Consider the following 20,873-nt stretch of genomic DNA (forward strand, 5'->3'; position numbering starts at 1 on the left):
ATAAGGGTTTAAAGTTTATACAATACGTTATCTGTAGATAACCATTTATATTCGACAGTTAAATGATTATAAAGTTCAATTAACGTCCCGGTAATTTCTTCCAACTTACTTCATCTCGAACATAATTAGGTTGCGCAAGTTCAGCTGCAACTCCCGCACCTTTGTTAAATGCATCTAAAGCGAGGGCCATCATGAATTTTGCATCCGGCAGTTCAATAATGCTGGAGGTAGCATTAAAACAAGTTGAGAGTTGTTCATTATATGTCCCCCAACCGGTTCCCACACTCATACTATTTTGTATTTGAAAATCATCTTTTTGCAATAACTCAGGTTTGATGACTATTTCGTTATCAAGTAATTGCGCTAGACCGTTCATGTTCTGATAACAAGCCAAATAAATTTCCGACATACGTGCATCTATTGCTGCAACCACAGATTGAGCTTGATGTTGTTCAATCGCTTGTTGAGCCATCATTGCTAAATTAGATATGCCAGTGACAGGTAAGTCTGCACCAAAAGCTAACCCTTGAGTGACTGAAACGCCAATTCTAACCCCTGTAAAACTACCAGGTCCTTGACCGTATGCAATTCCATCGAGTTGTGACAAGGTTAAGCCAGAGTCTACTAATACTTGATCTATAAACGGCAATAATTTTTGTGAGTGCTGTTGAGGGCAAACTTCAAATACGGAGTTTATTTCACCATCATTATATAACGCAACTGAACATGCCTCTGTTGCTGCGTCTACTGCCAATATTTTCATTTTATAAACCTTTTAAGAATGTTTTTACTTTATCTAAATCACGAGTACGTTTCATATTGGGCAAGCTACGCATAAACACTTCTCCATACTGACGAGTCACTAATCTAGGGTCACAAATGACTAAAACGCCTTTATCCGTCACGTCTCTGATCAAGCGTCCAACCCCCTGCTTTAATGAGATCACAGCTTGAGGTATTTGCACATGTTGAAATGGCTCTAACCCTTTTAACTTGCAATCTTCCATTCGTGCTTGTAATAGAGGCTCGTCTGGAGAAGCAAAAGGTAATTTGTCTATCATCACTAATGACAACATATCGCCACGTACATCCACACCTTCCCAAAATGATCCAGTTCCTAATAACACGGCATTTTTTAATTTGGTAAACTGTTCCAATAACAAACGTTTGCTTGTTGTACCTTGAACCAATACTGGATATTTAATTTCATCTTCAATCATTTTCGCAACTAGCGTCATTACACGGTGGCTAGTAAAGAGTAAAAATGCACGACCTTTACTCGCTTCAATCAATTCTAAAGCTAATTCAGAAAAAGCTCTGACGGCGGCTTTATCATTAGGCTCGGGGAAATAACGAGGTACACAAAACATAGCCTGATTATTATAATCGAAAGGACTCCCTAAAATTTGGGTACGAGCATCTGGAATGCCTAACAATGAAGTATAATGTTCAAAATTATCATCCACAGATACTGTCGCTGACGTAAATACCCAAGTTGATTTAGACTCTTCAACAATTGCACCAAACTTATCCGCTATGGATAACGGTGTTATATGTAACGTGAAATGACGCTTTGTTGTATCAAACCAATAACTGTAGCCACTTTCTTGCGTTTGATTTACTTTTTCAAACTTACCTTTTAATTGCACCAAACGTTCAAAACAATTATCTATCGTTTCTGTCCGAGAAATGGCTAATTTGGTAACGTCATACAGAAAATTAAAGGCTTTTAATACATATTGAATGGCATTAACAATATCTTCAGATTTAGATTTATCACGCCAGTTACCACGTTCAGGATCTTCAGCAAATACCAAGCGCATATCTAAAATGTTTTTTTCCAACGTCATTGCCGCTTTATTTAATTGTGGCATATCGCGCAATTGAGATTGATATTCCGCTTGAATATCTTTACAAAGTTCGAACACCTGACGAGAGGAAAAATGCTCACCAAAATACTCCGAAGCTATGTCAGGTATCTGATGAGCTTCATCGAAAATGATAACGTCAGTATCAGGGATTAATTCGCCAAAACCTGTATCTTTTAAAGCAAGATCAGCAAAAAACAAGTGGTGATTTACGACTATCAAGTCCGCTTCCAATGCTTTTTTTCTAGCATTCATAACATGACAATCTGCAATATTGGGGCAATCTTTACTTAAACAGTTATCTACCGTACTAGTGACAAATGGTAAAACACGGCTGTTTTCTTCTATTGATGTTAATTCACCTATATCTCCACTGTCCGTTTCAGACGACCATTTACGTACATTCGATATATCACTAATAAAACTGGGGTCATCATAAGGAGGATGTTGCCCATTAACCTCTAAACGATTAATGCAAAGATAATTACTTCGCCCCTTTAACAAGGCTGTTTTCATCATAGGCCTTAACGCTTTTTTTACGAGCGGCAAGTCTCGATGAAATAACTGTTCTTGCAGCGCTTTGGTACCCGTGGAAACGATTACTTTTTTACCTGCTAATAATGCCGGTGCTAAATAAGCGAATGTTTTACCGGTTCCTGTTCCAGCTTCTACAACTAACTGGGCTTTATCTTTAATTGCACCTTGTACCGCAGTTGCCATATCCAGTTGCGCCTGCCTTGCTTTAAAACCAGGTATAGCTTGTGCTAACGCACCATGTTCAGAAAAACACTTAGAAATGGAATCACTCAACTCAATATTCACTTATTTATTGCTTAATTTGACTGGTTACACTCATGGTATGAGATGCAGGTAATTAAATGGTCGTTCACCATTCCCACGGCCTCCATGAATGCGTAACAGATGGTAGGTCCTACAAAATTAAAACCTAACTTTTTTAACGTTTTAGACATTAACCTTGATTGTTCGGTTTCCGTTGGAACTTCAGATTTAGTTTGCCAGCTATTAATAATTGGTGAACTGCCAACAAAACTCCATAAAAACTCACTAAAACTACCAACTCCATGCTCTGATTCGTAGCGCACAAAAGCCTTTGCATTCTTAATAATAGAATTAATTTTTAGTCGATTACGTATAATATTAGTATCTAGCATTAACGCATTTACTTTTTCATCATCAAACTGACTAATCAATTCAGGATTAAAATCAGCAAATGCATTTTTATAACCTTGATGTTTTTTCAAGATCGTTATCCAACTAAGACCTGCTTGTTGACCGTCTAAACATAGTTTTTCAAATAACTGTTGTGAATCATATTCAGGACGCCCCCAAACATTATCATGATAATCAATATATATTGGATCTTGCCCGCACCACGTACAACGGCTATCAGGTTTATTTTTAATCGACATGAGATCCCACAACTTGTTAAGAATGGCTTATTTATACCATATTATCGATTATCGACTCATTAACTTTTGGTAACGTTTAGTCAGTTTTGCGGTTCTAATTTGATCTAATATTAATGTAAATAATGGGGATAATTTTGCACTCGCAGCTTTTCCAGCTCCCACACGTCTCAAATTACGTTTAACAACGGCCATGATAGCCAATCCACGCAAGGTTTTATTTTTCCAAGTTATTTTTGGTATCGCAATCTCTACACTCTTACCTAACTGCCAGCGGTTAGGTAAGTCAGGCTGTAATGCAAGTCCAGTGGCAATTCCCACAAGGTCTACGCCTTGCGCTAGTACGGTTTTTGCGGTGGCAAATTTATAAATGCCGCCGGTGGTCATAATTGGCACCGTTGTACTCTTTGCAATAGTTTCAGCAAATGATAAAAAATACGCTTCTCTTTTTAAAGTGCGCCCATCCGCCGTTACCCCTTGCATTGCAGGTGCTTCGTAACTACCACCGGATAACTCAATCATATCAATATTTAACGCTTCTAGTGATTTAACCACAGCCAAAGCATCATTCTCATCAAAACCGCCTCGTTGGAAATCTGCTGAGTTTAACTTTACCGCAATGTTGAATGTTTCTGATACGTTAGACTTAATCGCTTTAATAACTTCTGTTAACAAGCGAGCGCGATTTTCTAGTGTCCCACCCCACTTATCATCACGTTTATTAACCAAAGGTGATAAAAATTGAGCGATTAAATAACCATGTGCTGCATGAACTTCAACCCCATCAAACCCTGCAAGTTCGGCTTGTTTTGCAGTATCAGCAAAACGAGCAATGACATCTTCTATTTGCTCGTCAGTCATCGGCGTTGGTTGCCCAAATAAGTCGGATAACTTCCCCATATCGAGGGCAACATCAGATGGTGAAAAAACTTTGCCTCCCATCTTTCTATATACTTGGCGACCTGGATGACTAATTTGCATCCACACTTTGCATTGATTTTGTTTGGCCGCTTTTGCCCACAATTTAAATTGTTCTAAATCACTGTTTTTATCTAATACTACGCCACCAGGACCTGTCATGGCTTCTTTATCTATCATGACATTACCAGTTAATAACAAACCAGCTCCGCCTTTAGCCCATTGCCCATACAAATTAATTAACTCGCGACTTGGTAATAGGTCACCATCGGACATATTCTCTTCCATCGATGCTTTAACCAGTCGGTTTTTAATTGTCGTTGAATTAGGAAATGTAAATGCGTTAAAAACAAGAGTCATTGAAGTAGTTCTTCCTTAAATTATACAGCTGAGCGAATTCATTTAATGCAGGAGGGAGTGAAGTTATTATACCAATATATATCGGTAGGAATATGCTTATTTTGTAAATTTATGTTGGTCGCGAACTTTAAACTCAAATAAAAAAGCCTTTGTTTCCAAAGGCTTTCATTACTGTTTAATTTATGCTCAACAGAGCGAAGAATTAAAGACCTTCAGCATTCTCAGATAAGTATGCAGCTACGCCCGCAGGAGATGCGTCCATACCTTTCTTACCTTCTTCCCAACCAGCTGGGCAAACTTCACCGTGCTCGCTGTGGAAGTTTAATGCATCAACCATACGTAACATTTCATCGATGTTACGACCTAATGGTAAATCATTAACTACTTGGTGACGAACTACACCTTCTTCGTCGATTAAGAATGATGCACGGAAAGCAACACCAGCTTCTGGATGCTCAGCGTCATATGCTTGAACGATTTCATGTTTAACGTCTGCAACTAGTGGGTAACCAACTTGGCCAATACCACCGTCAGCTACAGCTGTGTTACGCCATGCGTTGTGGCTGAATTGTGAATCAATTGAAACACCAATTACTTCAACACCGCGCTTTTTAAAATCTTCTAATCTGTGATCAAATGCGATCAACTCTGAAGGACATACAAAAGTGAAATCTAGAGGGTAGAAAAATACTACTGCTTTTTTACCTTTTGTTGCTTCTGCAAAGTTGAAGTTATCAACGATTTCGCCATTACCTAAAACAGCTGCTGCAGTAAAGTCTGGTGCCTGACGGCCAACTAAAACGCCCATGAAATTCTCCATATTATTTATCAATCGTGAATTGCTCATTCACTCGTTTGTTACACCTCAATTATATATAGATTAAATTGATTAAACCAAGGGCATTTCTATATGAATTTTCGATTAGTATTATCGAATTCAACTATAAGGAAATAAATTGAATAAATGTGATAAAAAACAAACAAAAAAACTTGCAAAACACCCAAATGAGAATTATTATCACTCGCATCAGTTTAGTGAGGTTATAAATATGTTCGTTTGTCTATGTAAAGGCATTACAGATTCCGATATCCAAAAGTTAGTGCTAGAGCACGGCGTTGGATCTATTCGTGAATTAAAACAACATGTTGCCTTAGGAAGCGAATGCGGTAGCTGTACAAAAGTAGCTCAAATGGTAATCGATAACACAATCATCGACGAAACGTTATTTAAAGATGTTGGTTAATCCAACGTTATATTCAAGTCTATCCCTTCTAGATATAAATCTAACTGCAAATCATTGTCATTATTAACTCGTTGTTTTCATTGATTTTTTTCAATATTTCTTTGTGTATTTAAATTCAATCATTATACTTACCTCATTATTTATAATGCTGAGGCAAAGTTATGCAAAGTACCTCCACAATACTAACCATGTTAAACGAAGTGTTAACCACTGAATTAACCTCAATTAATCAATATTTTTTACATGCCCGTATGTACAAAAATTGGGGATTTAATACTTTAAATGATAAGTGTTATAAAAAATCCATCATGGATATGAAACAAGCCGATAAGCTAATAGAACGAATTCTATTTTTGGAAGGCTTACCTAATTTACAAAGACTAGGCGCATTATCAATTGGTGAACATACCGTTGAAATGATCCAATGTGACACCGCCGTTCAGCTCACTCAAATCGAACAAATGAAAAGTGCTATTGCGTTATGTGAATCAGAAAAAGACTTTGTCACACGTGAGCTTCTTACTGAAATATTAGAACATGAAGAAGAACATTTAGATTGGTTAGAAACCCAAGATTACCAAATTCAAAGTATGGGTATTGATAAATACTTACAAGCTCAACTTTAACCCTAATTATTGGAGATTAAAATGAAAGGTAACCAAGACATAATTAATGCACTTAATGGCTTATTAGCCTATGAGTTAGCTGCTATGGATCAATACTTTATACATTCACGTATGTACGAAGATTGGGGATTTACAAAATTATTCGAACGTATCGATCACGAATTTGATGATGAAAAAGGCCATGCATCAAAATTAATCGAGCGTATTTTATTTTTAGAAGGGACGCCAGATATGGTGACTCGTGATGGGTTACATATCGGTAAAACCGTACCTGAGATGTTAGAAAGTGATTTGCGTGTTGAATTTGCCGTTGACCAAGCCCTTAAAGATACAATGGCTTTATGCGAAGTACACAAGGACTTTGTGACTAGGAATATGTTGCAAATACTCATTGACGATACCGAAACCGATCATGCATTTTGGTTAGAGCAGCAATTACGTTTGATAAAAACCATTGGTTTAGAGAACTACTTACAGTCTCAAATGTAGTTTAAAAATTAATAAAAAAACGTGAAATAAGTTTACACTATTTCACGTTTTTTTATGCCTATTACACATAGGCATTTAGGCTTCATCTTGAAAAATTTCTTCAATTGTCATCTTAAATAGCCTTGCAGCTTTAAAAGCCAATGGCAAACTAGGGTCAAACTTACCTTTTTCTATGGCGTTAATCGTTTGCCTAGACACTTCTAAATAATTAGCTAAATCGGCCTGAGTCCAATCTCGTTCCGCACGTAATACTTTAAGTTTGTTTTTCATTTATATCGACGACTCCCGACAAAAATAGCAATTAAGTTAGTAACACCCATCACTAATATCAAGTGTGAGATCTGTGCAGGGCCTGGGATGACATTAGTTACATCCAGATTGGAATAACTTAACCCAACGATTAGCCCTACTCCTAAGGTCCAAGCCATTGAGTTTAAATGTATCTCTTTTTGCATTTCATCCATGTTTTGGATATAAATTTTATTTGCGTAAATCATTCCGACACCAAGCAAAAAATTCAAAGTTATGGCAGCAATAGTTAGGCTTTCTAGTTGGTTCCATAAGAACTTAGGGCCAAAGTTAGCCAATGCCATTGATATTACCCAAGCTAAAGTCCACATTTTCACTCGGTTAATATTCTGCTTCGTCTTCCCTTGCCAATTTAACTCATTACTATTGTTATCTACATTTCCTCTTTTAATCTCGCTCATAAGTACAACCTCTTTGTCATTAAGTAAAATAAACTTTACTCAATATAACTCCATACAGTTAAAAGTCAAGTTAACTTGTCAAAAAGAACTCTTTGATTTACATACATAAGCTCTAAACGTTAAATTTTAGGCATAAAAAAAGAGAGCCTAAGCTCTCTTTCCTATTGCATCTTAAGTTTATTCAGCAGCAGGAGCTTCTTGCTCTACCGCTTCTTTCATACTTAAACGTACACGACCTTGACGGTCAATTTCTAGTACTTTAACTGCAACTTCTTGGCCTTCAGATAATACGTCAGTTACATTTTCAACACGCTCGCTAGAGATTTGTGAAATATGTACTAAACCGTCTTTACCAGGAAGAACGTTAACAAACGCACCAAAATCAACGATACGTGCAACTTTACCTTGGTAAATACGACCAACTTCTAAGTCTGTAGTTAATTGCTTAACACGTTCAATACAAGCTTCTGCACTTGCACTGTCTGTTGCTGCAATTTTAACGGTACCGTCATCTTCAATTTCAATTGTTGTACCCGTTTCTTCAGTAAGAGCACGGATTGTTGCGCCACCTTTACCAATAACGTCAGCAATTTTCTTCTGAGGAATTTTAACTGTGTAGATACGTGGAGCAAATTCAGACATTTCTTCACGGTGTCCGCCAATTGCTTCATCCATTACTGTTAAGATATGTAAACGAGCAGCTTTAGCTTGTACTAAGGCTTTGTCCATGATCTCTTTAGTAATACCTTCAATTTTGATATCCATTTGTAACGCTGTGATACCTTCAGTAGTACCCGCAACTTTAAAGTCCATGTCACCTAAGTGATCTTCATCACCTAAGATGTCAGAAAGAACAACAAAGTTACTGTCGTCTTTAACTAGACCCATCGCGATACCAGCAACAGACGCTTTAATTGGAACACCTGCATCCATAAGTGCTAATGAAGAACCACATACAGAAGCCATTGAAGATGAGCCATTAGATTCAGTGATTTCCGATACTAGACGAACTGTGTACGGGAATTCTGCTTGTGAAGGCATTACGGCTAATACACCACGTTTTGCTAGACGACCGTGACCAATTTCACGACGTTTAGGTGAACCAATAAAGCCAGTCTCACCAACACAATACGGAGGGAAGTTATAGTGAAGCATGAACGGGTCACGTTTTTCACCTAACAATGAATCGATGATTTGAGAATCACGTTCAGTACCTAAAGTACAAGTTACGATTGCTTGAGTTTCACCACGAGTGAACAAAGAAGAACCGTGAGTACGTGGTAAAATACCAGTCTTAACGTCAAGAGCACGGATCATGTCAGGTTCACGACCATCGATACGTTTTTCGCCCGCTAAGATGCGTGAACGTACAACGTCTTTCTCTAAGTCATGTACTAACTCAGAAACTTCTTTTTCGTTAAACGCTTCGTCACCAGCTTCTTCAGCTAATTTAGCAATAGTTTCAGCTTTAACAACACCAACAGCAGCGTAACGCTCCATTTTATCAGCAATTGCATAAGCCGCTGTAATACCGTCTTCAGCTAGAGCTTTAACTTTGTTTTTAAGTTCAGTATTCTCAACTGGTGCAGACCATTCCCATGCAGGAGTGGCAACTTCAGCAGCAAATTCTTTAATTGCGGTAACAACAGCTTGCATTTGCTCGTGTCCGTAAACAACCGCACCAAGCATGGTTTCTTCAGATAACACAGCGGCTTCTGATTCAACCATTAATACTGCGTTTTCAGTACCAGCAACAACTAAATCTAAGTCACTTGCTTTTAATTCTGTTTGAGAAGGATTCAAGATGTATTGACCATCTAAGAAACCAACACGAGCGGCACCAATTGGACCGTTAAATGGAATACCAGAAATTGAGATAGCAGCTGAAGCACCGATTAGTGCAACGATATCAGGAGCGATTTCAGGGTTAACTGACATTACAGTACAAACAACTTGTACTTCATTTTTGAATGCATCTGGGAATAAAGGACGTAATGGACGGTCAATAAGACGTGCGATTAACGTTTCTTCTTCTGCAGGACGACCTTCACGTTTGAAGAATCCACCAGGGATCTTACCGCCAGCATATGCTTTTTCTTGATAATTAATTGTAAGTGGGAAGAAATCTTGCCCAGGACTAGCTTCTTTTTTACCAACAACTGCAACAAATACAGTTGTGTCGCCAATGCTTGCCATAACAGCAGCACTTGCTTGACGTGCGATTACGCCCGTTTCAAGAGTGACCTCGTGTTGACCATATTGAAATTTTTTAATAATTGGAGTCACGTATTTTTCCTTTAATTTTCATTTTGATCCAGCTTTATCATAGGCTGTCTTAATGACAGATATATTTCATTTTGAAATATGACCAACACCTACTGGATCTTGTTTTTGTCGTTTAAATTCGAGGCATATTATACGTGGGAATTGATGATTTACTAGTTTTTATCAAAAGCGAATAAGGAAATTTAACGGTTATTTTAATAATTACTCACAATGTTATGTAGATTGCGATACCTGAGTATGTTTTGGGCACAAAAAAAGGAGCATAAATGCTCCTTTTTATTAATTATGTAAACATCGATTAACGACGTAAACCTAATTTTTTGATTAATTCTTTATAAGCTTCAAGGTTTTTACCTTTGAAGTAATCTAATAATTTACGACGTTGGCTAACTTTACGTAAAAGACCACGACGTGAGTGGTTGTCTTTCTTGTGCTCTTTAAAGTGGCCTTGTAATTTATTGATATCAGCTGTTAATAAAGCAACTTGAACTGGTGTAGAACCAGTATCGTTTTCGCCATTACCGTACTCTGCTAAAATTGCTGCTTTTTCTTCAACGCTTAGTGACATAAGTCTCTCCAGAAAATAATTAAGTTATGTTCGCCGATCACTAACTCAGCCAACAAAGGAACCCTCTATACAAAAGAGGAGCGCGCATTCTACTTGTTTAACGTTATTTTGCAAGTCTTTATAAAGTGAATTAAGTAAAATGCTAGGTTATTACAAGCTAATTATAAAAACTGCTCAGTAACAACTAATCGTTTTACTTTTGCTTCACCAGAAACGATAGAAACAACCCCAACAAACTCATTGGTCTCTTCGAGGTAGACTTTAACGTCCTCCGCATCATCCATTTGGTATGGCACGGTTTGTCCAAAACGTAACGTTCTAACATCCTGCTCAGCTAACCTAATAGAAGGCAACTTCAGCAAAGCGGTATCCATAGGTAATAAGTGACTATCTAACGCGGTATAATCAACCCCATTTGCTTCATCACCATTGATAAAATTATCATCTTTTAGTTGCTGAATTTGATCAACCGTCAACATTTTATCGATGGGATAATCGGCTACTTTTGTGCGTCTTAACGCTTGAACATGAGCACCACACCCCAATAACTGACCTAAGTCATCTATCAAGGTTCTGATATAAGTCCCTTTTGAGCAATGTACTTCAAAATCAGCCTCATCACCTTCAAACCGCAACAACTCAAAACTATATATAGTAATTGGACGAGCTTCACGCTCAACAGTAATACCTTGCCTAGCCAACTTATATAATGGCTGCCCGTTATGTTTTAGGGCTGAAAACATAGTCGGTATTTGTTTAATAGGCCCAGTTAAACTAATTTTGTGATCGAGAATTTGCTGTTCCGTGATATTCACTTCACGCGTTTCAACCACTTCACCTTCCGCATCACTGGTGTCCGTTCTCTGACCAAATTTAGCGGTAACTAAATATGTTTTATCCGAATCCAATAAATACTGACTAAATTTAGTAGCCTCACCTAAACACACTGGCAACATACCCGTAGCAAGTGGATCTAATGCTCCGGTATGTCCGGCTTTAGCAGCACCATAGATAGCACGTACTTTTTGTAAAATATTATTGGAAGAACTACCTTGGGATTTATCAACTAAAACAATGCCTGAGATTGCTCTTCCTTTTCTACGTCTTGCCATTCTTACTCGTCGTCCGTGCCATCTGTTGAAAGATCTGCTGGATTATCGCCACTTTTTGCACGTAAACCTTGGTCTTTCGCTATTGCTTCATCAACTTTACGAGCCATAGTAATACCAGTAACCAAACTGTTGTCGTAACTAAATTTGATTTCTGGAACGATTCTTAATCGCATACGTTTACCAATTTCTGAGCGGAAGAAACCTTGCGCTTTATTCAAAATTTCAATCGTTTGTTTGATCTTTTCTTCATCATCTTCTTGGCCTAACAGTGTTACAAACACTGTTACATAGGCAAGGTCTCTGGTTACGTCAACAGAAGAAACTGTTACCCAACCAACTCGCGGATCTTTAAAGTCACGCTGTAACAACATAGCAATTTCTTGCTGTACTTGTTGTGCAACTCTATCTGTTCTAGAAAAGTTTTTTTGCACTTTTCTCTCCTAATTAATTCATCATTTTGATGATAACAATTTAATATAATTATTGACTAAATTGCTATGGTTTAATAGCTAGTTTTGAAGTGAAAAAGGGGAGCTACAGCTCCCCTTTTTTATAAGCATATTGTTGTTTAAGAAATAGTACGTTTAATTTCAACTACTTCGAATACTTCAATTTGGTCACCAACTTTAACATCATTATAGTTCTTAACGCCGATACCACATTCCATGCCGTTACGAACATCTTGAACATCGTCTTTAAAGCGACGTAATGACTCAAGCTCACCTTCGTAGATAACAACGTTATCACGTAATACACGGATTGGAGCGCTACGTTTAATGGTACCTTCGGTAACCATACAACCAGCGATTGCACCAATCTTAGGCGATTTAAACACATCACGAACTTCTGCAAGACCAATAATTTGTTGTTTAAACTCAGGTGCTAATAGACCAGACATTGCTTGTTTAACTTCGTCAATTAACGAGTAGATAACGCTGTAATAACGTAAATCGATATCTTCTTGTTCAATCAAGCGACGCGCTGTTGCATCTGCACGAACGTTAAAACCAACAACGATGGCATTAGAAGCTTGCGCTAAAGATGCATCAGTTTCAGTTAATCCACCAACGCCACTACCAACAATGATAACTTTTACTTCATCAGTTGATAAGCTTGTAAGTGCTTCAGTAATTGCTTCCAAAGAACCTTGTACATCGGTTTTAAGTACAATATTCAACTCAGATACATCACCTTCTTCCATGTTCGCAAACATGTTTTCAAGTTTCGCTTTCTGTTGACGAGCAAGTTTCACTTCACGGTATTTACCTTGACGAGAGTTAGCAACTTCACGAGCTTTACGCTCATCACGTACAACAGTTGCTTCATCACCGGCAGCAGGTACACCAGAAAGACCTAATATCTCAACTGGAATAGAAGGACCAGCTGATAAAATTTCTTTACCATTTTCGTCTTTCATTGCTTTTACGCGGCCATATTCAAAACCACATAAAACGATGTCGCCTTTTTTCAGCTCACCTTCTTGAACAAGAACAGTAGCAACTGGACCACGCCCTTTATCAAGACGAGATTCGATAACAACACCATGTGCAGCACCGTGATCAACCGCTGTTAATTCTTGTACTTCAGCAATAAGGTTAATTGCTTCAAGTAGCTCAGGGATACCTTCACCCGTTTTAGCTGAAACGTGGATAAACTGTGTATCTCCGCCCCAATCTTCAGGGATAACGTCTAATTGAGCTAACTCATTTTTAACGCGATCAGGATCTGCCGCTTCTTTATCTATTTTATTAACCGCAACAATTAGAGGTACATTAGCTGCTTTCGCATGCTGAACCGCTTCTTTTGTTTGAGGCATAACGCCATCATCTGCAGCAACCGCTAATATAACGATATCCGTCGCTTTAGCACCACGGGCACGCATTGACGTAAACGCAGCATGTCCTGGAGTATCTAAGAAAGTGATCATGCCGTTGTCGGTATCAACATGGTATGCACCAATGTGTTGAGTAATACCACCCGCTTCGCCATCAGCAATATTGGCTTTACGAATATAATCAAGTAATGATGTTTTACCGTGGTCAACGTGACCCATTACAGTAACAACTGGTGCACGAGAAACTGCATCACCTTTACCAGAATCACGTTCAGCTAATACTTTAACTTCAAGTTCATTTGATTTCGTTAATACAAACTTATGACCCATTTCTTCAACAACTAAGGTTGCTGTTTCTTGGTCTAAAATTTGATTAATAGTAACCATTTCACCCATTTTCATCATAGTTTTCACTACTTCAGTACCTTTAATAGACATACGAGATGCCAATTCAGATACAGAGATAGTTTCACCTATGCTAACCACTTGCTCTACTGGTGCAGTTGGTTTTTGGAATGCATGTTGGTTTTGTGGTTTATTCTTACGTCTACGACCAGTTAACTGTGCAACTTCATCAGCCGTTGCTTTACCAGATTTCTTACCTTTACGACGTTTCTTTTCTTCACGTTTATCTTCGTCGTCTTCAGCTAACTGTGCATATACAGAAGAGTGAACATGAAGGTCATCTTCATTTTCATGTTCTAATTTGTATTTACGTTTCTCTTCTTCTTCAGCCCAAGCTTTTTCGTTCGCTTCAGCCATTTTTTTAGCTTCTAACGCTAAACGCTCAGCTTCTTCTTCCGCTTTTTTCAACGCTTCCTGCTCTAACGCTAAACGAAGTTTTTGTTCTTCGTCAGTTTCACCAGGTTTTTTAACTTTTTTAGTTGACGCTTTAGATGCATTGTCCGCTTTACGTTTGGCATCTGCTTCTTTTCTAGCGGCAGCTGCTTCTTCTTTTTTCGCTTTTGTTTCAGCTTCACGTTTAGCACGTGCATCTGCTGCGGCTTTCGCTTCAGCTTCGGCTTCGGCTTTCGCTTTCGCTTCAGCTTCTTCAATTGCTGCTAACTCAGCGGCAGTACGTTTAACAAACGTACGCTTTTTACGAACTTCAACTTGAACGTCTTTAGATTTACCTGAACCACTATTTACACTTAAAGTCGTTTTAACTTTACGCTGTAATGTCATTTTTGTTGGCTCAGCGCCTTCGCCACCATGGGCTTTGCTTAGGTGTTCCAAAAGCTGTTTCTTTTCGCCTTCATTAACCATATCACCAATTTTTTTAGTAATACCTGCATCTGCGAACTGAGAAACCAATTTCTCAATTGGAGTACCTACATCTTGTGCTAGTTTGTCTAAACTCACTTCTGTCATATTCTTAACTACCTCCATTGAGCCTTAAGCTTCATCACTAAACCAAACAATATTACGAGCAGCCATAATCAATTCACCGGCTTTTTTCTCGCCTAGTTCTTCAATATCTGCTAAATCGTCTGTGCCTTGCTCAGCTAATTCTTCTAAATTTGTAACGCCTCTGCTTGCTAATACAAACGCTAAATGACGGTCAACGCCTTCTAGGTTTAATAGCTCTTCAGTAGGCTCTGAATTTTCTAATGACTCTTCATTCGCTAACGCTTGAGTTGTTAACGCTGCTTTTGCACGAGTACGTAGCTCTTCAACTAAATCTTCGTCTAAACCATCAATTTCTAATAGTTCAGCTACTGGTACATAAGCGATTTCTTCCAATGAAGAGAAACCTTCTTCCACTAACATAGTGGCAAAGTCTTCATCAAGTTCTAGGCCTTTCATGAATACTTCTATTGTTTTACTGTTTTCTGCTTGGTGCTTTTCAGCCATATCAGCAACAGTCATTACGTTTAATTCCCAGCCAGTTAATTGACTTGCTAAACGTACATTTTGACCGCTACGACCAATTGCCATTGCTAAGTTATCTTCTGCAACTGCGATATCCATTGATTTACGATCTTCGTCAACAATTATTGACGCTACTTCAGCAGGAGACATTGCATTGATAACAAATTGTGCATGGTTATCGTCAAATAATACGATATCAACACGTTCACCGTTTAATTCACCAGAAACAGCTTGTACTCGAGCGCCACGCATACCAACACACGCACCAACTGGGTCAATACGACGGTCATTTGATTTCACAGCAATTTTAGCACGAGAACCTGGATCACGAGCAGCAGCTACGATATCCAACATCTCTTCACCAATTTCTGGAACCTCAATGCGGAATAATTCAATTAGCATTTCTGGTTTAGTACGGCTTACAAATAATTGCGGGCCACGTACTTCAGGTCTAACTGCGTATAAATATGCACGTACTCTGTCACCTGGACGGAACGTTTCACGTTGGATCATATCTTCACGATATAAAACCGCTTCTGCATTGTTACCAAGGTCTAACGTAACGTTGTCACGATTTACTTTTTTAACGATACCAGTAATTAATTCACCAATTTGGCCACGATAAGCATCAGCGATTTGTCCGCGTTCAGCTTCACGTACTTTTTGCACTATGACTTGTTTCGCCATTTGTGTCGTAATACGGTCAAATTTAATCGATTCAATTTGCTCTTCAACATAATCACCAAGTTGAAGTTCTGGTTGATCATACTGTGCAGCCGAGATACTCATCTCTGCTACAGGATTTTCCATTTGATGATCATCAGGAACCACTAACCAACGTCTGAAAGTGTCGTATTCACCCGTTTCTTGGTCAATCTTAACGCGCACTTCAATTTCAATTGGGCTCTTCTTTTTCGTTGCAGCTGCTAAAGCAAACTCTAACGCTTCAAATATTTTTTCACGTGGTACGGCTTTTTCGTTCGATACCGCTTCTGCCACTAATAATAGTTCTTTTGCCATTATTATCTCGCTCCTTTGTATGATCAGCCAAATTTAGCAATTAAATTTGCTTTCGAGACATTATCAATTAATAAAGAAAACACTTGATTATCAACTTCAACATTTATCATATCGTCTTCGATTGAAACCAATGTGCCTTTGAAATTTCTACGTCCATCTTGTGGTACGTTTAGTTTAACACTTACCTCTTCGCCTACGACTGCAGCAAAATGTGCAAGTGTAAACAATGGGCGATCAACACCCGGAGATGAGACTTCTAAGCTGTACTCATTCGTAATAGGATCTTCCACATCTAAAATTGCACTGGCTTGACGGCTAACGTCTGCACAATTGTCCACAGTTATCCCATTTTCATGGTCTATAAATATACGTAAAGTAGAGTGACTACCTGCACGCACAAATTCAATGCCTAATAAGTCAAAACCTAAGGCACTTACTGCAGGAGTTAACATTTCGGTTAAACGCAGTTCTAGATTGGTCAAATTACCTCTCCTATTGCTAAAAACAAGTACAAAAAAAGGGCTATAAGCCCCAGTTCCATGAGCTCAACTTATATTGAACTCACAATACAAACTGTCAAAGTAGCAGGTTAAAAACCTAAAACGCCCCGAATGTACGAGGCGAACAACTACCTTTATAATTTACGCATTAATTAAGCTCATAACTTCTTAATTAAAAATCCAATTCTTACTAAATTGGTTGCGGGAGCTGGATTTGAACCAACGACCTTCGGGTTATGAGCCCGACGAGCTACCAGACTGCTCCATCCCGCGTCCGTAAATTACTTGGCTAACTTTTTAAAGTCTAATTCCAAAGACTAGCAGCTGAATCACTCACTTTGATATTTACTACAAAGTTATTAACCCAGCGTTATTGCGGGGCATTATACTGGCTATATGAATAGATTCAAGTTAATAGCCGTCTATTTGCAAAATATAGTTGTTAGTTTGCTAAATAGCTGATCAATTTGTTTAAATAAAGCCAACTTGCCCCTACACTTTGGCTGCAGAATGTAAGCAGTTAAGTTAAAATCTCATCCAGAACATATAAAATTGAATATAGGCACAAATATATGCATCGCAGTTCAAGTAATTTATCTGAATTAATAGGCAAAACGCCACTACTTAAAATTCAAAGTTTAAGCAAATTAACCGGTTGTGATATCTATGTTAAGTGTGAATTTTTAAACCCTGGTGGTTCCGTTAAAGACAGGGCAGCACTGCAAATGGTGAAAGACGCCATTGAATCGGGTGAATTAACACCGGGGATGTCAATTGTTGAAGGTACAGCTGGAAATACAGGCATTGGCTTAGCTATTGTTGCAAAATCGCTTGGTTACGACCTTGATGTTGTAATGCCTAAAGGCCAAACCAAAGAAAAAGAAGAAATGATTGAGTTGCATGGTGCAAAATTACATCTTGTCGATGCCGTTCCTTTTTCAAATCAAGCTCACTTTTACCATACAGCTCGTCAAATGGCAGAACAAAACCCAAAATACTGGTGGGCAAATCAATTTGAGAACTTAAGTAATGCCAAAGCTCATTTTGAACATACTGGGCCAGAAATTTATCAACAAACTGATAAAGAAATAGATGTCTTTGTATCTGTTGCTGGAACTGGTGGTACGTTAGGTGGTATATCGAAATACCTTAAATCACAAAACAGTAATATCAAAACCGTTGCTGTCGATCCCGATGGTTCAGGCATTTTAAATTATTTAACCCAGGGCAAATACATAGCTACAGAAGGTGGTTCATTTACGGAAGGCATCGGTATTATGCGTTTGGTTGAGAATTTTAAACAAGCTAAAATTGATTATGCTATTAATTTGCCTGACAAAGATATTGTCACTGTTGCTAACTATGTACGCCAACAAGACGCGTTAGTGTTAGGAAGTTCAAGTGCCCTAAACGTCACAGCAGCGCTTTATAGCGCATTAAAATTTGGGCCTCTTAACGGCGGTAAAAAACAAACAATTGTAACCATAGCTTGTGACTTAGGCGAACGATCGAAATCGAAGTTATATAACTCAGAGTTTTTACAATCAAAAGACATTAATGTTGAGCAGCAAAATATCCAACAGCTCATCACTAAATATCAAGACAATGATGATTTATTAAAAACCGTACATTTTGGTCAGTAAGCATAAATACTCAATTGGCTATAAATAATAAGGCCAGTGAAGTCACATTGATTTCACTGGCCTTTTTTCTGTTAGATTCTGAATGTGTTAAAACGTTATGGTTTTTACCGCTCTGTCTACTTTCTTTTGCGGCCATACCTTAGCTGCCGTTGGCGCTTGGCCGGCTTTAATAGTTGTGCCCTGACCTGGGGTTGTTAAAACCGTAGTACCAAATTCATTGCTGACTACAATTTCATGTTCACCACCAACAAACAAAACATCAACAGCATCTTCTTCTAAGTACCCACCCCAAAAATCAGTGCCTCGAATACCAATACTTCCCATAGGCGTTTTAACGGTAAAACTAGGGTTTGACACTTTTGTTACAAGACCTGTAACGGTACGAAATACACCTTTAACTAATTCAAACTCTGCAGATGGTGTTTTATCATCTTCACTCCACTTATAACCCTTGATTAACATCTCAGAGTTACTTCCTAAGGTGGTAATGGTGCCATCATTAAACTTCACCGACGCTTTCGCATCTTTTGCTGTGGCTATTTTATCAAGTTCGGCTAATGTTGATTTACGCTTAGCTGCGACAATGTTATCCGCACTAATAATACTTACATCACCTTTTTTTGCTAAAACGGTGGCAACGGTTTCTTTCGTTGTAGCTTGAGCTGAAATTGCCATTGTTAACGTAAATAACGCCATTATGTTTCTTATTTTTATTTTCATACACATACCAATTAACGCAAATTTGAAAGTTGATACTATCTATTTATGAACTAAACACAATAAAAAGATAGTGGAAGTAGATCCGACCAGACAAGCTCAAAGTACATTTATTTTAATCAAGACATGTACTATTCATTTAATAAACCGCAATTATGTATTGGAGGTCAATCCAAATTAAAAATAGCCGCATTTGGCATATCTAAACTGCCTAAGATTAATGAGCCTTTATATTCAATTACACTAGTGATGCTATAGAGGGTTGTTGGGCTTTGCAGGTTAGTTATCACCTCCCCATTTAAATTTACTCCAATAACAAAGCCATATTGATTAATTGGTTGTATCCAATGAGAAGGAAAACCCCCGATTAATTTTCGTATGAATGGGTAATAAGCCATTTGCTCTAATAAGGGTTCTCTTAAATGGATCAAGGGGATCCAGAATGTATCCTTTCCATTAAATGTTATATTGTCGGGCATAGCTGGTAAATCCTTTAAAAAGATATCTCGCTTTCCTTTTTGGTCTCCTTTTAACCACAATCTATGTATTTGAGCCTTGCCCGTTTCATTGATCAGTACATACTCGTCTTTGGGTCCTAACGCGACGCCATTAGCGAAAAACAGATCTGATATATGCACTTTGGTCTCGCCTGTATCAGGTGAATAACTTAATAAACGACCTGTCGCACTCCCCTCTATAAAATCATACTCAACTTGGGAATGTTCAAATCGCTGAGACGCATCGGAAAACCAAATTGTGCCATCTTCCGCTATATCTAAATGGTCGACGAATTTCATTTTTATACCATCCACCATATTTACTAACACAGAGATCTCACCTGCCATTGAAATGGATAACAGACCTTTAACCGCATCAGCCACAATTAACTCACCAGTGTTAGTAAACTTCATACCGAGTGGTCGCCCACCCGTATTAGTAAGGAGATGTACATCAGAATGTTTGTTTTGATCAATGATAAAGCTAATAATTCGGCCATCAGCAAAACCTGTATAAAAACGTCCATTTTCCGATAAAACAATATCTTCTGGACCTGAGCCTAAGTTTTGTAAAATAAGCTGACTTTTATCTAATTTAGTATTTTTGGAAAAAACACCTGATAACTTTGGGTTTTCTGTTGGTTGCCAAATAATGGGGTGAATTGAAGAATTAAACCACAGTAAAACGAATAAGATAAAAAATGTGACGGTTAAGACTGCAACTACCTTTATAGATTTCATTTATTTTATTGTTTCTAAAAATAGTAATACAAATACAGTATAGGATTATGAAATAAAAAATAGAGGGTAACTGGAATAATTGCTGATATGCAAAAAGTGTATTTGTTAAATAAAAAAATATCCAGAATGCCTTTAACTTAGAACCTGAACCCTATGAGGGTATTGTGGAGTGTTGTTACTATTTTCAGGTTACCCTTTTTTACACCATTAACAGTGCTTGGGGGTCTACACAACAAATATTAAGTCACATTCCTTACGTGTTATATCGGCTCAGGACTAGAATCGGGTTCTCATTCTGGATGTTAATTTTTAGACTAAAGTTAAAACATAATACACCTGAACGCCTTGTGTTCAGTGTGGGAACCGGTTTAGTTACATCAGGCTTCTCAATACAAGTTGAGCTTGCACAACAGCAGCTTAAGTAGGTTCCTAAAATATAAT

General features: G+C 38.0%; 20 protein-coding genes and 1 tRNA gene. 4 read left to right on the plus strand and 17 right to left on the minus strand.

Annotated features, from left to right (window positions below; translation table 11 throughout):
• Positions 1–79: 79 nt before the first annotated feature.
• The 5 genes from tsaB to KO505_RS04265 all read right to left on the minus strand — a co-directional run bounded on the left by tsaB (position 80) and on the right by KO505_RS04265 (position 5,381).
• Positions 80–763, minus strand: coding sequence for a tRNA (adenosine(37)-N6)-threonylcarbamoyltransferase complex dimerization subunit type 1 TsaB (gene tsaB / locus KO505_RS04245; protein ID WP_216054202.1), 684 nt, complete (start codon positions 761–763; stop codon positions 80–82).
• Position 764: 1 nt separating this feature from the next.
• Positions 765–2,690 carry an ATP-dependent DNA helicase gene (locus tag KO505_RS04250; RefSeq protein ID WP_371819950.1) on the minus strand — a complete coding sequence of 642 codons (1,926 nt, stop codon included), beginning with the start codon at positions 2,688–2,690 and terminating at the stop codon, positions 765–767.
• Between the two features lie 11 nt (positions 2,691–2,701).
• The gene (locus KO505_RS04255; protein WP_216054203.1) at positions 2,702–3,298 is read right to left on the minus strand and encodes a DNA-3-methyladenine glycosylase I; all 597 of its coding nucleotides are present in this window, start codon (positions 3,296–3,298) and stop codon (positions 2,702–2,704) included.
• A 48-nt stretch (positions 3,299–3,346) separates the two neighbouring features.
• Positions 3,347–4,573, minus strand: coding sequence for an NADH:flavin oxidoreductase/NADH oxidase family protein (locus tag KO505_RS04260; protein ID WP_216054204.1), 1,227 nt, complete (start codon positions 4,571–4,573; stop codon positions 3,347–3,349).
• 202 nt (positions 4,574–4,775) lie between these two features.
• Positions 4,776–5,381: a peroxiredoxin gene (locus tag KO505_RS04265; protein WP_216054205.1), complete on the minus strand. Its 606-nt coding sequence runs from the start codon at positions 5,379–5,381 to the stop codon at positions 4,776–4,778.
• Between the two features lie 241 nt (positions 5,382–5,622).
• Between KO505_RS04265 and KO505_RS04270 the strand changes: the two genes are divergently transcribed.
• The 3 genes from KO505_RS04270 to bfr (KO505_RS04280) all read left to right on the plus strand — a co-directional run bounded on the left by KO505_RS04270 (position 5,623) and on the right by bfr (KO505_RS04280) (position 6,932).
• Complete coding sequence (locus KO505_RS04270; protein WP_216054206.1) at positions 5,623–5,817, plus strand: (2Fe-2S)-binding protein; 195 nt, start codon at positions 5,623–5,625, stop codon at positions 5,815–5,817.
• A 161-nt stretch (positions 5,818–5,978) separates the two neighbouring features.
• Positions 5,979–6,443, plus strand: a complete 465-nt coding sequence (bfr, locus tag KO505_RS04275; protein ID WP_216054207.1) for a bacterioferritin — start codon at positions 5,979–5,981, stop codon at positions 6,441–6,443.
• A 21-nt stretch (positions 6,444–6,464) separates the two neighbouring features.
• Entirely contained in the window at positions 6,465–6,932 is a 468-nt protein-coding gene (bfr, locus tag KO505_RS04280) for a bacterioferritin (RefSeq protein WP_216054208.1), read from the plus strand.
• A 75-nt stretch (positions 6,933–7,007) separates the two neighbouring features.
• Here the strand turns inward: bfr (KO505_RS04280) and KO505_RS04285 are convergent, their stop codons facing one another.
• From KO505_RS04285 to KO505_RS04330, 10 genes are all read right to left on the minus strand, one after another.
• A complete protein-coding gene (locus KO505_RS04285; RefSeq protein WP_216054209.1) occupies positions 7,008–7,202 on the minus strand; it encodes a helix-turn-helix transcriptional regulator in 195 nt (64 codons plus the stop codon).
• Positions 7,199–7,642, minus strand: coding sequence for a hypothetical protein (locus KO505_RS04290; protein ID WP_252731638.1), 444 nt, complete (start codon positions 7,640–7,642; stop codon positions 7,199–7,201). Before KO505_RS04290 ends, KO505_RS04285 begins: the two co-directional genes overlap by 4 nt.
• Positions 7,643–7,819: 177 nt before the next feature.
• A complete protein-coding gene (gene pnp, locus KO505_RS04295) occupies positions 7,820–9,928 on the minus strand; it encodes a polyribonucleotide nucleotidyltransferase (RefSeq protein WP_216054210.1) in 2,109 nt (702 codons plus the stop codon).
• 298 nt (positions 9,929–10,226) lie between these two features.
• Positions 10,227–10,496: a 30S ribosomal protein S15 gene (gene rpsO, locus KO505_RS04300; RefSeq protein ID WP_216054211.1), complete on the minus strand. Its 270-nt coding sequence runs from the start codon at positions 10,494–10,496 to the stop codon at positions 10,227–10,229.
• A gap of 161 nt (positions 10,497–10,657) precedes the next feature.
• Positions 10,658–11,608, minus strand: coding sequence for a tRNA pseudouridine(55) synthase TruB (gene truB, locus KO505_RS04305; protein WP_216054212.1), 951 nt, complete (start codon positions 11,606–11,608; stop codon positions 10,658–10,660).
• Between the two features lie 2 nt (positions 11,609–11,610).
• Entirely contained in the window at positions 11,611–12,039 is a 429-nt protein-coding gene (gene rbfA, locus KO505_RS04310; protein WP_216054213.1) for a 30S ribosome-binding factor RbfA, read from the minus strand.
• A gap of 137 nt (positions 12,040–12,176) precedes the next feature.
• Positions 12,177–14,813 carry a translation initiation factor IF-2 gene (gene infB / locus KO505_RS04315; protein WP_216054214.1) on the minus strand — a complete coding sequence of 879 codons (2,637 nt, stop codon included), beginning with the start codon at positions 14,811–14,813 and terminating at the stop codon, positions 12,177–12,179.
• A 24-nt stretch (positions 14,814–14,837) separates the two neighbouring features.
• A complete protein-coding gene (nusA, locus tag KO505_RS04320) occupies positions 14,838–16,334 on the minus strand; it encodes a transcription termination factor NusA (protein ID WP_216054215.1) in 1,497 nt (498 codons plus the stop codon).
• Positions 16,335–16,357: 23 nt separating this feature from the next.
• On the minus strand, positions 16,358–16,816 hold the full coding sequence (gene rimP, locus KO505_RS04325) for a ribosome maturation factor RimP (protein WP_216054216.1): 459 nt from the start codon (positions 16,814–16,816) through the stop codon (positions 16,358–16,360).
• A 214-nt stretch (positions 16,817–17,030) separates the two neighbouring features.
• A tRNA-Met gene (locus KO505_RS04330) sits at positions 17,031–17,107 on the minus strand.
• Between the two features lie 299 nt (positions 17,108–17,406).
• On the opposite strand from KO505_RS04330, the gene KO505_RS04335 reads away from it, so the two are divergent.
• On the plus strand, positions 17,407–18,477 hold the full coding sequence (locus KO505_RS04335) for a cysteine synthase A (protein WP_216054217.1): 1,071 nt from the start codon (positions 17,407–17,409) through the stop codon (positions 18,475–18,477).
• 87 nt (positions 18,478–18,564) lie between these two features.
• Here KO505_RS04335 and KO505_RS04340 read toward each other — a convergent pair whose 3' ends face one another.
• Both KO505_RS04340 and KO505_RS04345 read right to left on the minus strand, forming a co-directional pair.
• Positions 18,565–19,197 (minus strand): FecR domain-containing protein, encoded by a 633-nt coding sequence (locus KO505_RS04340; RefSeq protein WP_216054218.1) that lies wholly within the window; start codon positions 19,195–19,197, stop codon positions 18,565–18,567.
• Between the two features lie 164 nt (positions 19,198–19,361).
• Positions 19,362–20,432 carry an SMP-30/gluconolactonase/LRE family protein gene (locus tag KO505_RS04345; protein ID WP_216054219.1) on the minus strand — a complete coding sequence of 357 codons (1,071 nt, stop codon included), beginning with the start codon at positions 20,430–20,432 and terminating at the stop codon, positions 19,362–19,364.
• Between the last annotated feature and the right edge of the window lie 441 nt (positions 20,433–20,873).

The sequence above is a fragment of the Psychrosphaera sp. F3M07 genome (genome assembly GCF_018860345.1).
GTDB classification, from domain to species: domain Bacteria; phylum Pseudomonadota; class Gammaproteobacteria; order Enterobacterales; family Alteromonadaceae; genus Psychrosphaera; species Psychrosphaera aquimarina.

Coding starts and splice junctions, on each gene's coding strand:
- bfr (WP_216054207.1), top strand. CDS start 5,979: ATGCAAAGTACCTCCACAATACTAACCATGTTAAACGAAGTGTTAACC.
- infB (WP_216054214.1), bottom strand. CDS start 14,813: ATGACAGAAGTGAGTTTAGACAAACTAGCACAAGATGTAGGTACTCCA.
- KO505_RS04270 (WP_216054206.1), top strand. CDS start 5,623: ATGTTCGTTTGTCTATGTAAAGGCATTACAGATTCCGATATCCAAAAG.
- truB (WP_216054212.1), bottom strand. CDS start 11,608: ATGGCAAGACGTAGAAAAGGAAGAGCAATCTCAGGCATTGTTTTAGTT.
- tsaB (WP_216054202.1), bottom strand. CDS start 763: ATGAAAATATTGGCAGTAGACGCAGCAACAGAGGCATGTTCAGTTGCG.
- KO505_RS04290 (WP_252731638.1), bottom strand. CDS start 7,642: ATGAGCGAGATTAAAAGAGGAAATGTAGATAACAATAGTAATGAGTTA.
- KO505_RS04335 (WP_216054217.1), top strand. CDS start 17,407: ATGCATCGCAGTTCAAGTAATTTATCTGAATTAATAGGCAAAACGCCA.
- bfr (WP_216054208.1), top strand. CDS start 6,465: ATGAAAGGTAACCAAGACATAATTAATGCACTTAATGGCTTATTAGCC.
- KO505_RS04260 (WP_216054204.1), bottom strand. CDS start 4,573: ATGACTCTTGTTTTTAACGCATTTACATTTCCTAATTCAACGACAATT.
- KO505_RS04345 (WP_216054219.1), bottom strand. CDS start 20,432: ATGAAATCTATAAAGGTAGTTGCAGTCTTAACCGTCACATTTTTTATC.
- KO505_RS04340 (WP_216054218.1), bottom strand. CDS start 19,197: ATGAAAATAAAAATAAGAAACATAATGGCGTTATTTACGTTAACAATG.
- rpsO (WP_216054211.1), bottom strand. CDS start 10,496: ATGTCACTAAGCGTTGAAGAAAAAGCAGCAATTTTAGCAGAGTACGGT.
- nusA (WP_216054215.1), bottom strand. CDS start 16,334: ATGGCAAAAGAACTATTATTAGTGGCAGAAGCGGTATCGAACGAAAAA.
- KO505_RS04255 (WP_216054203.1), bottom strand. CDS start 3,298: ATGTCGATTAAAAATAAACCTGATAGCCGTTGTACGTGGTGCGGGCAA.
- KO505_RS04265 (WP_216054205.1), bottom strand. CDS start 5,381: ATGGGCGTTTTAGTTGGCCGTCAGGCACCAGACTTTACTGCAGCAGCT.
- KO505_RS04285 (WP_216054209.1), bottom strand. CDS start 7,202: ATGAAAAACAAACTTAAAGTATTACGTGCGGAACGAGATTGGACTCAG.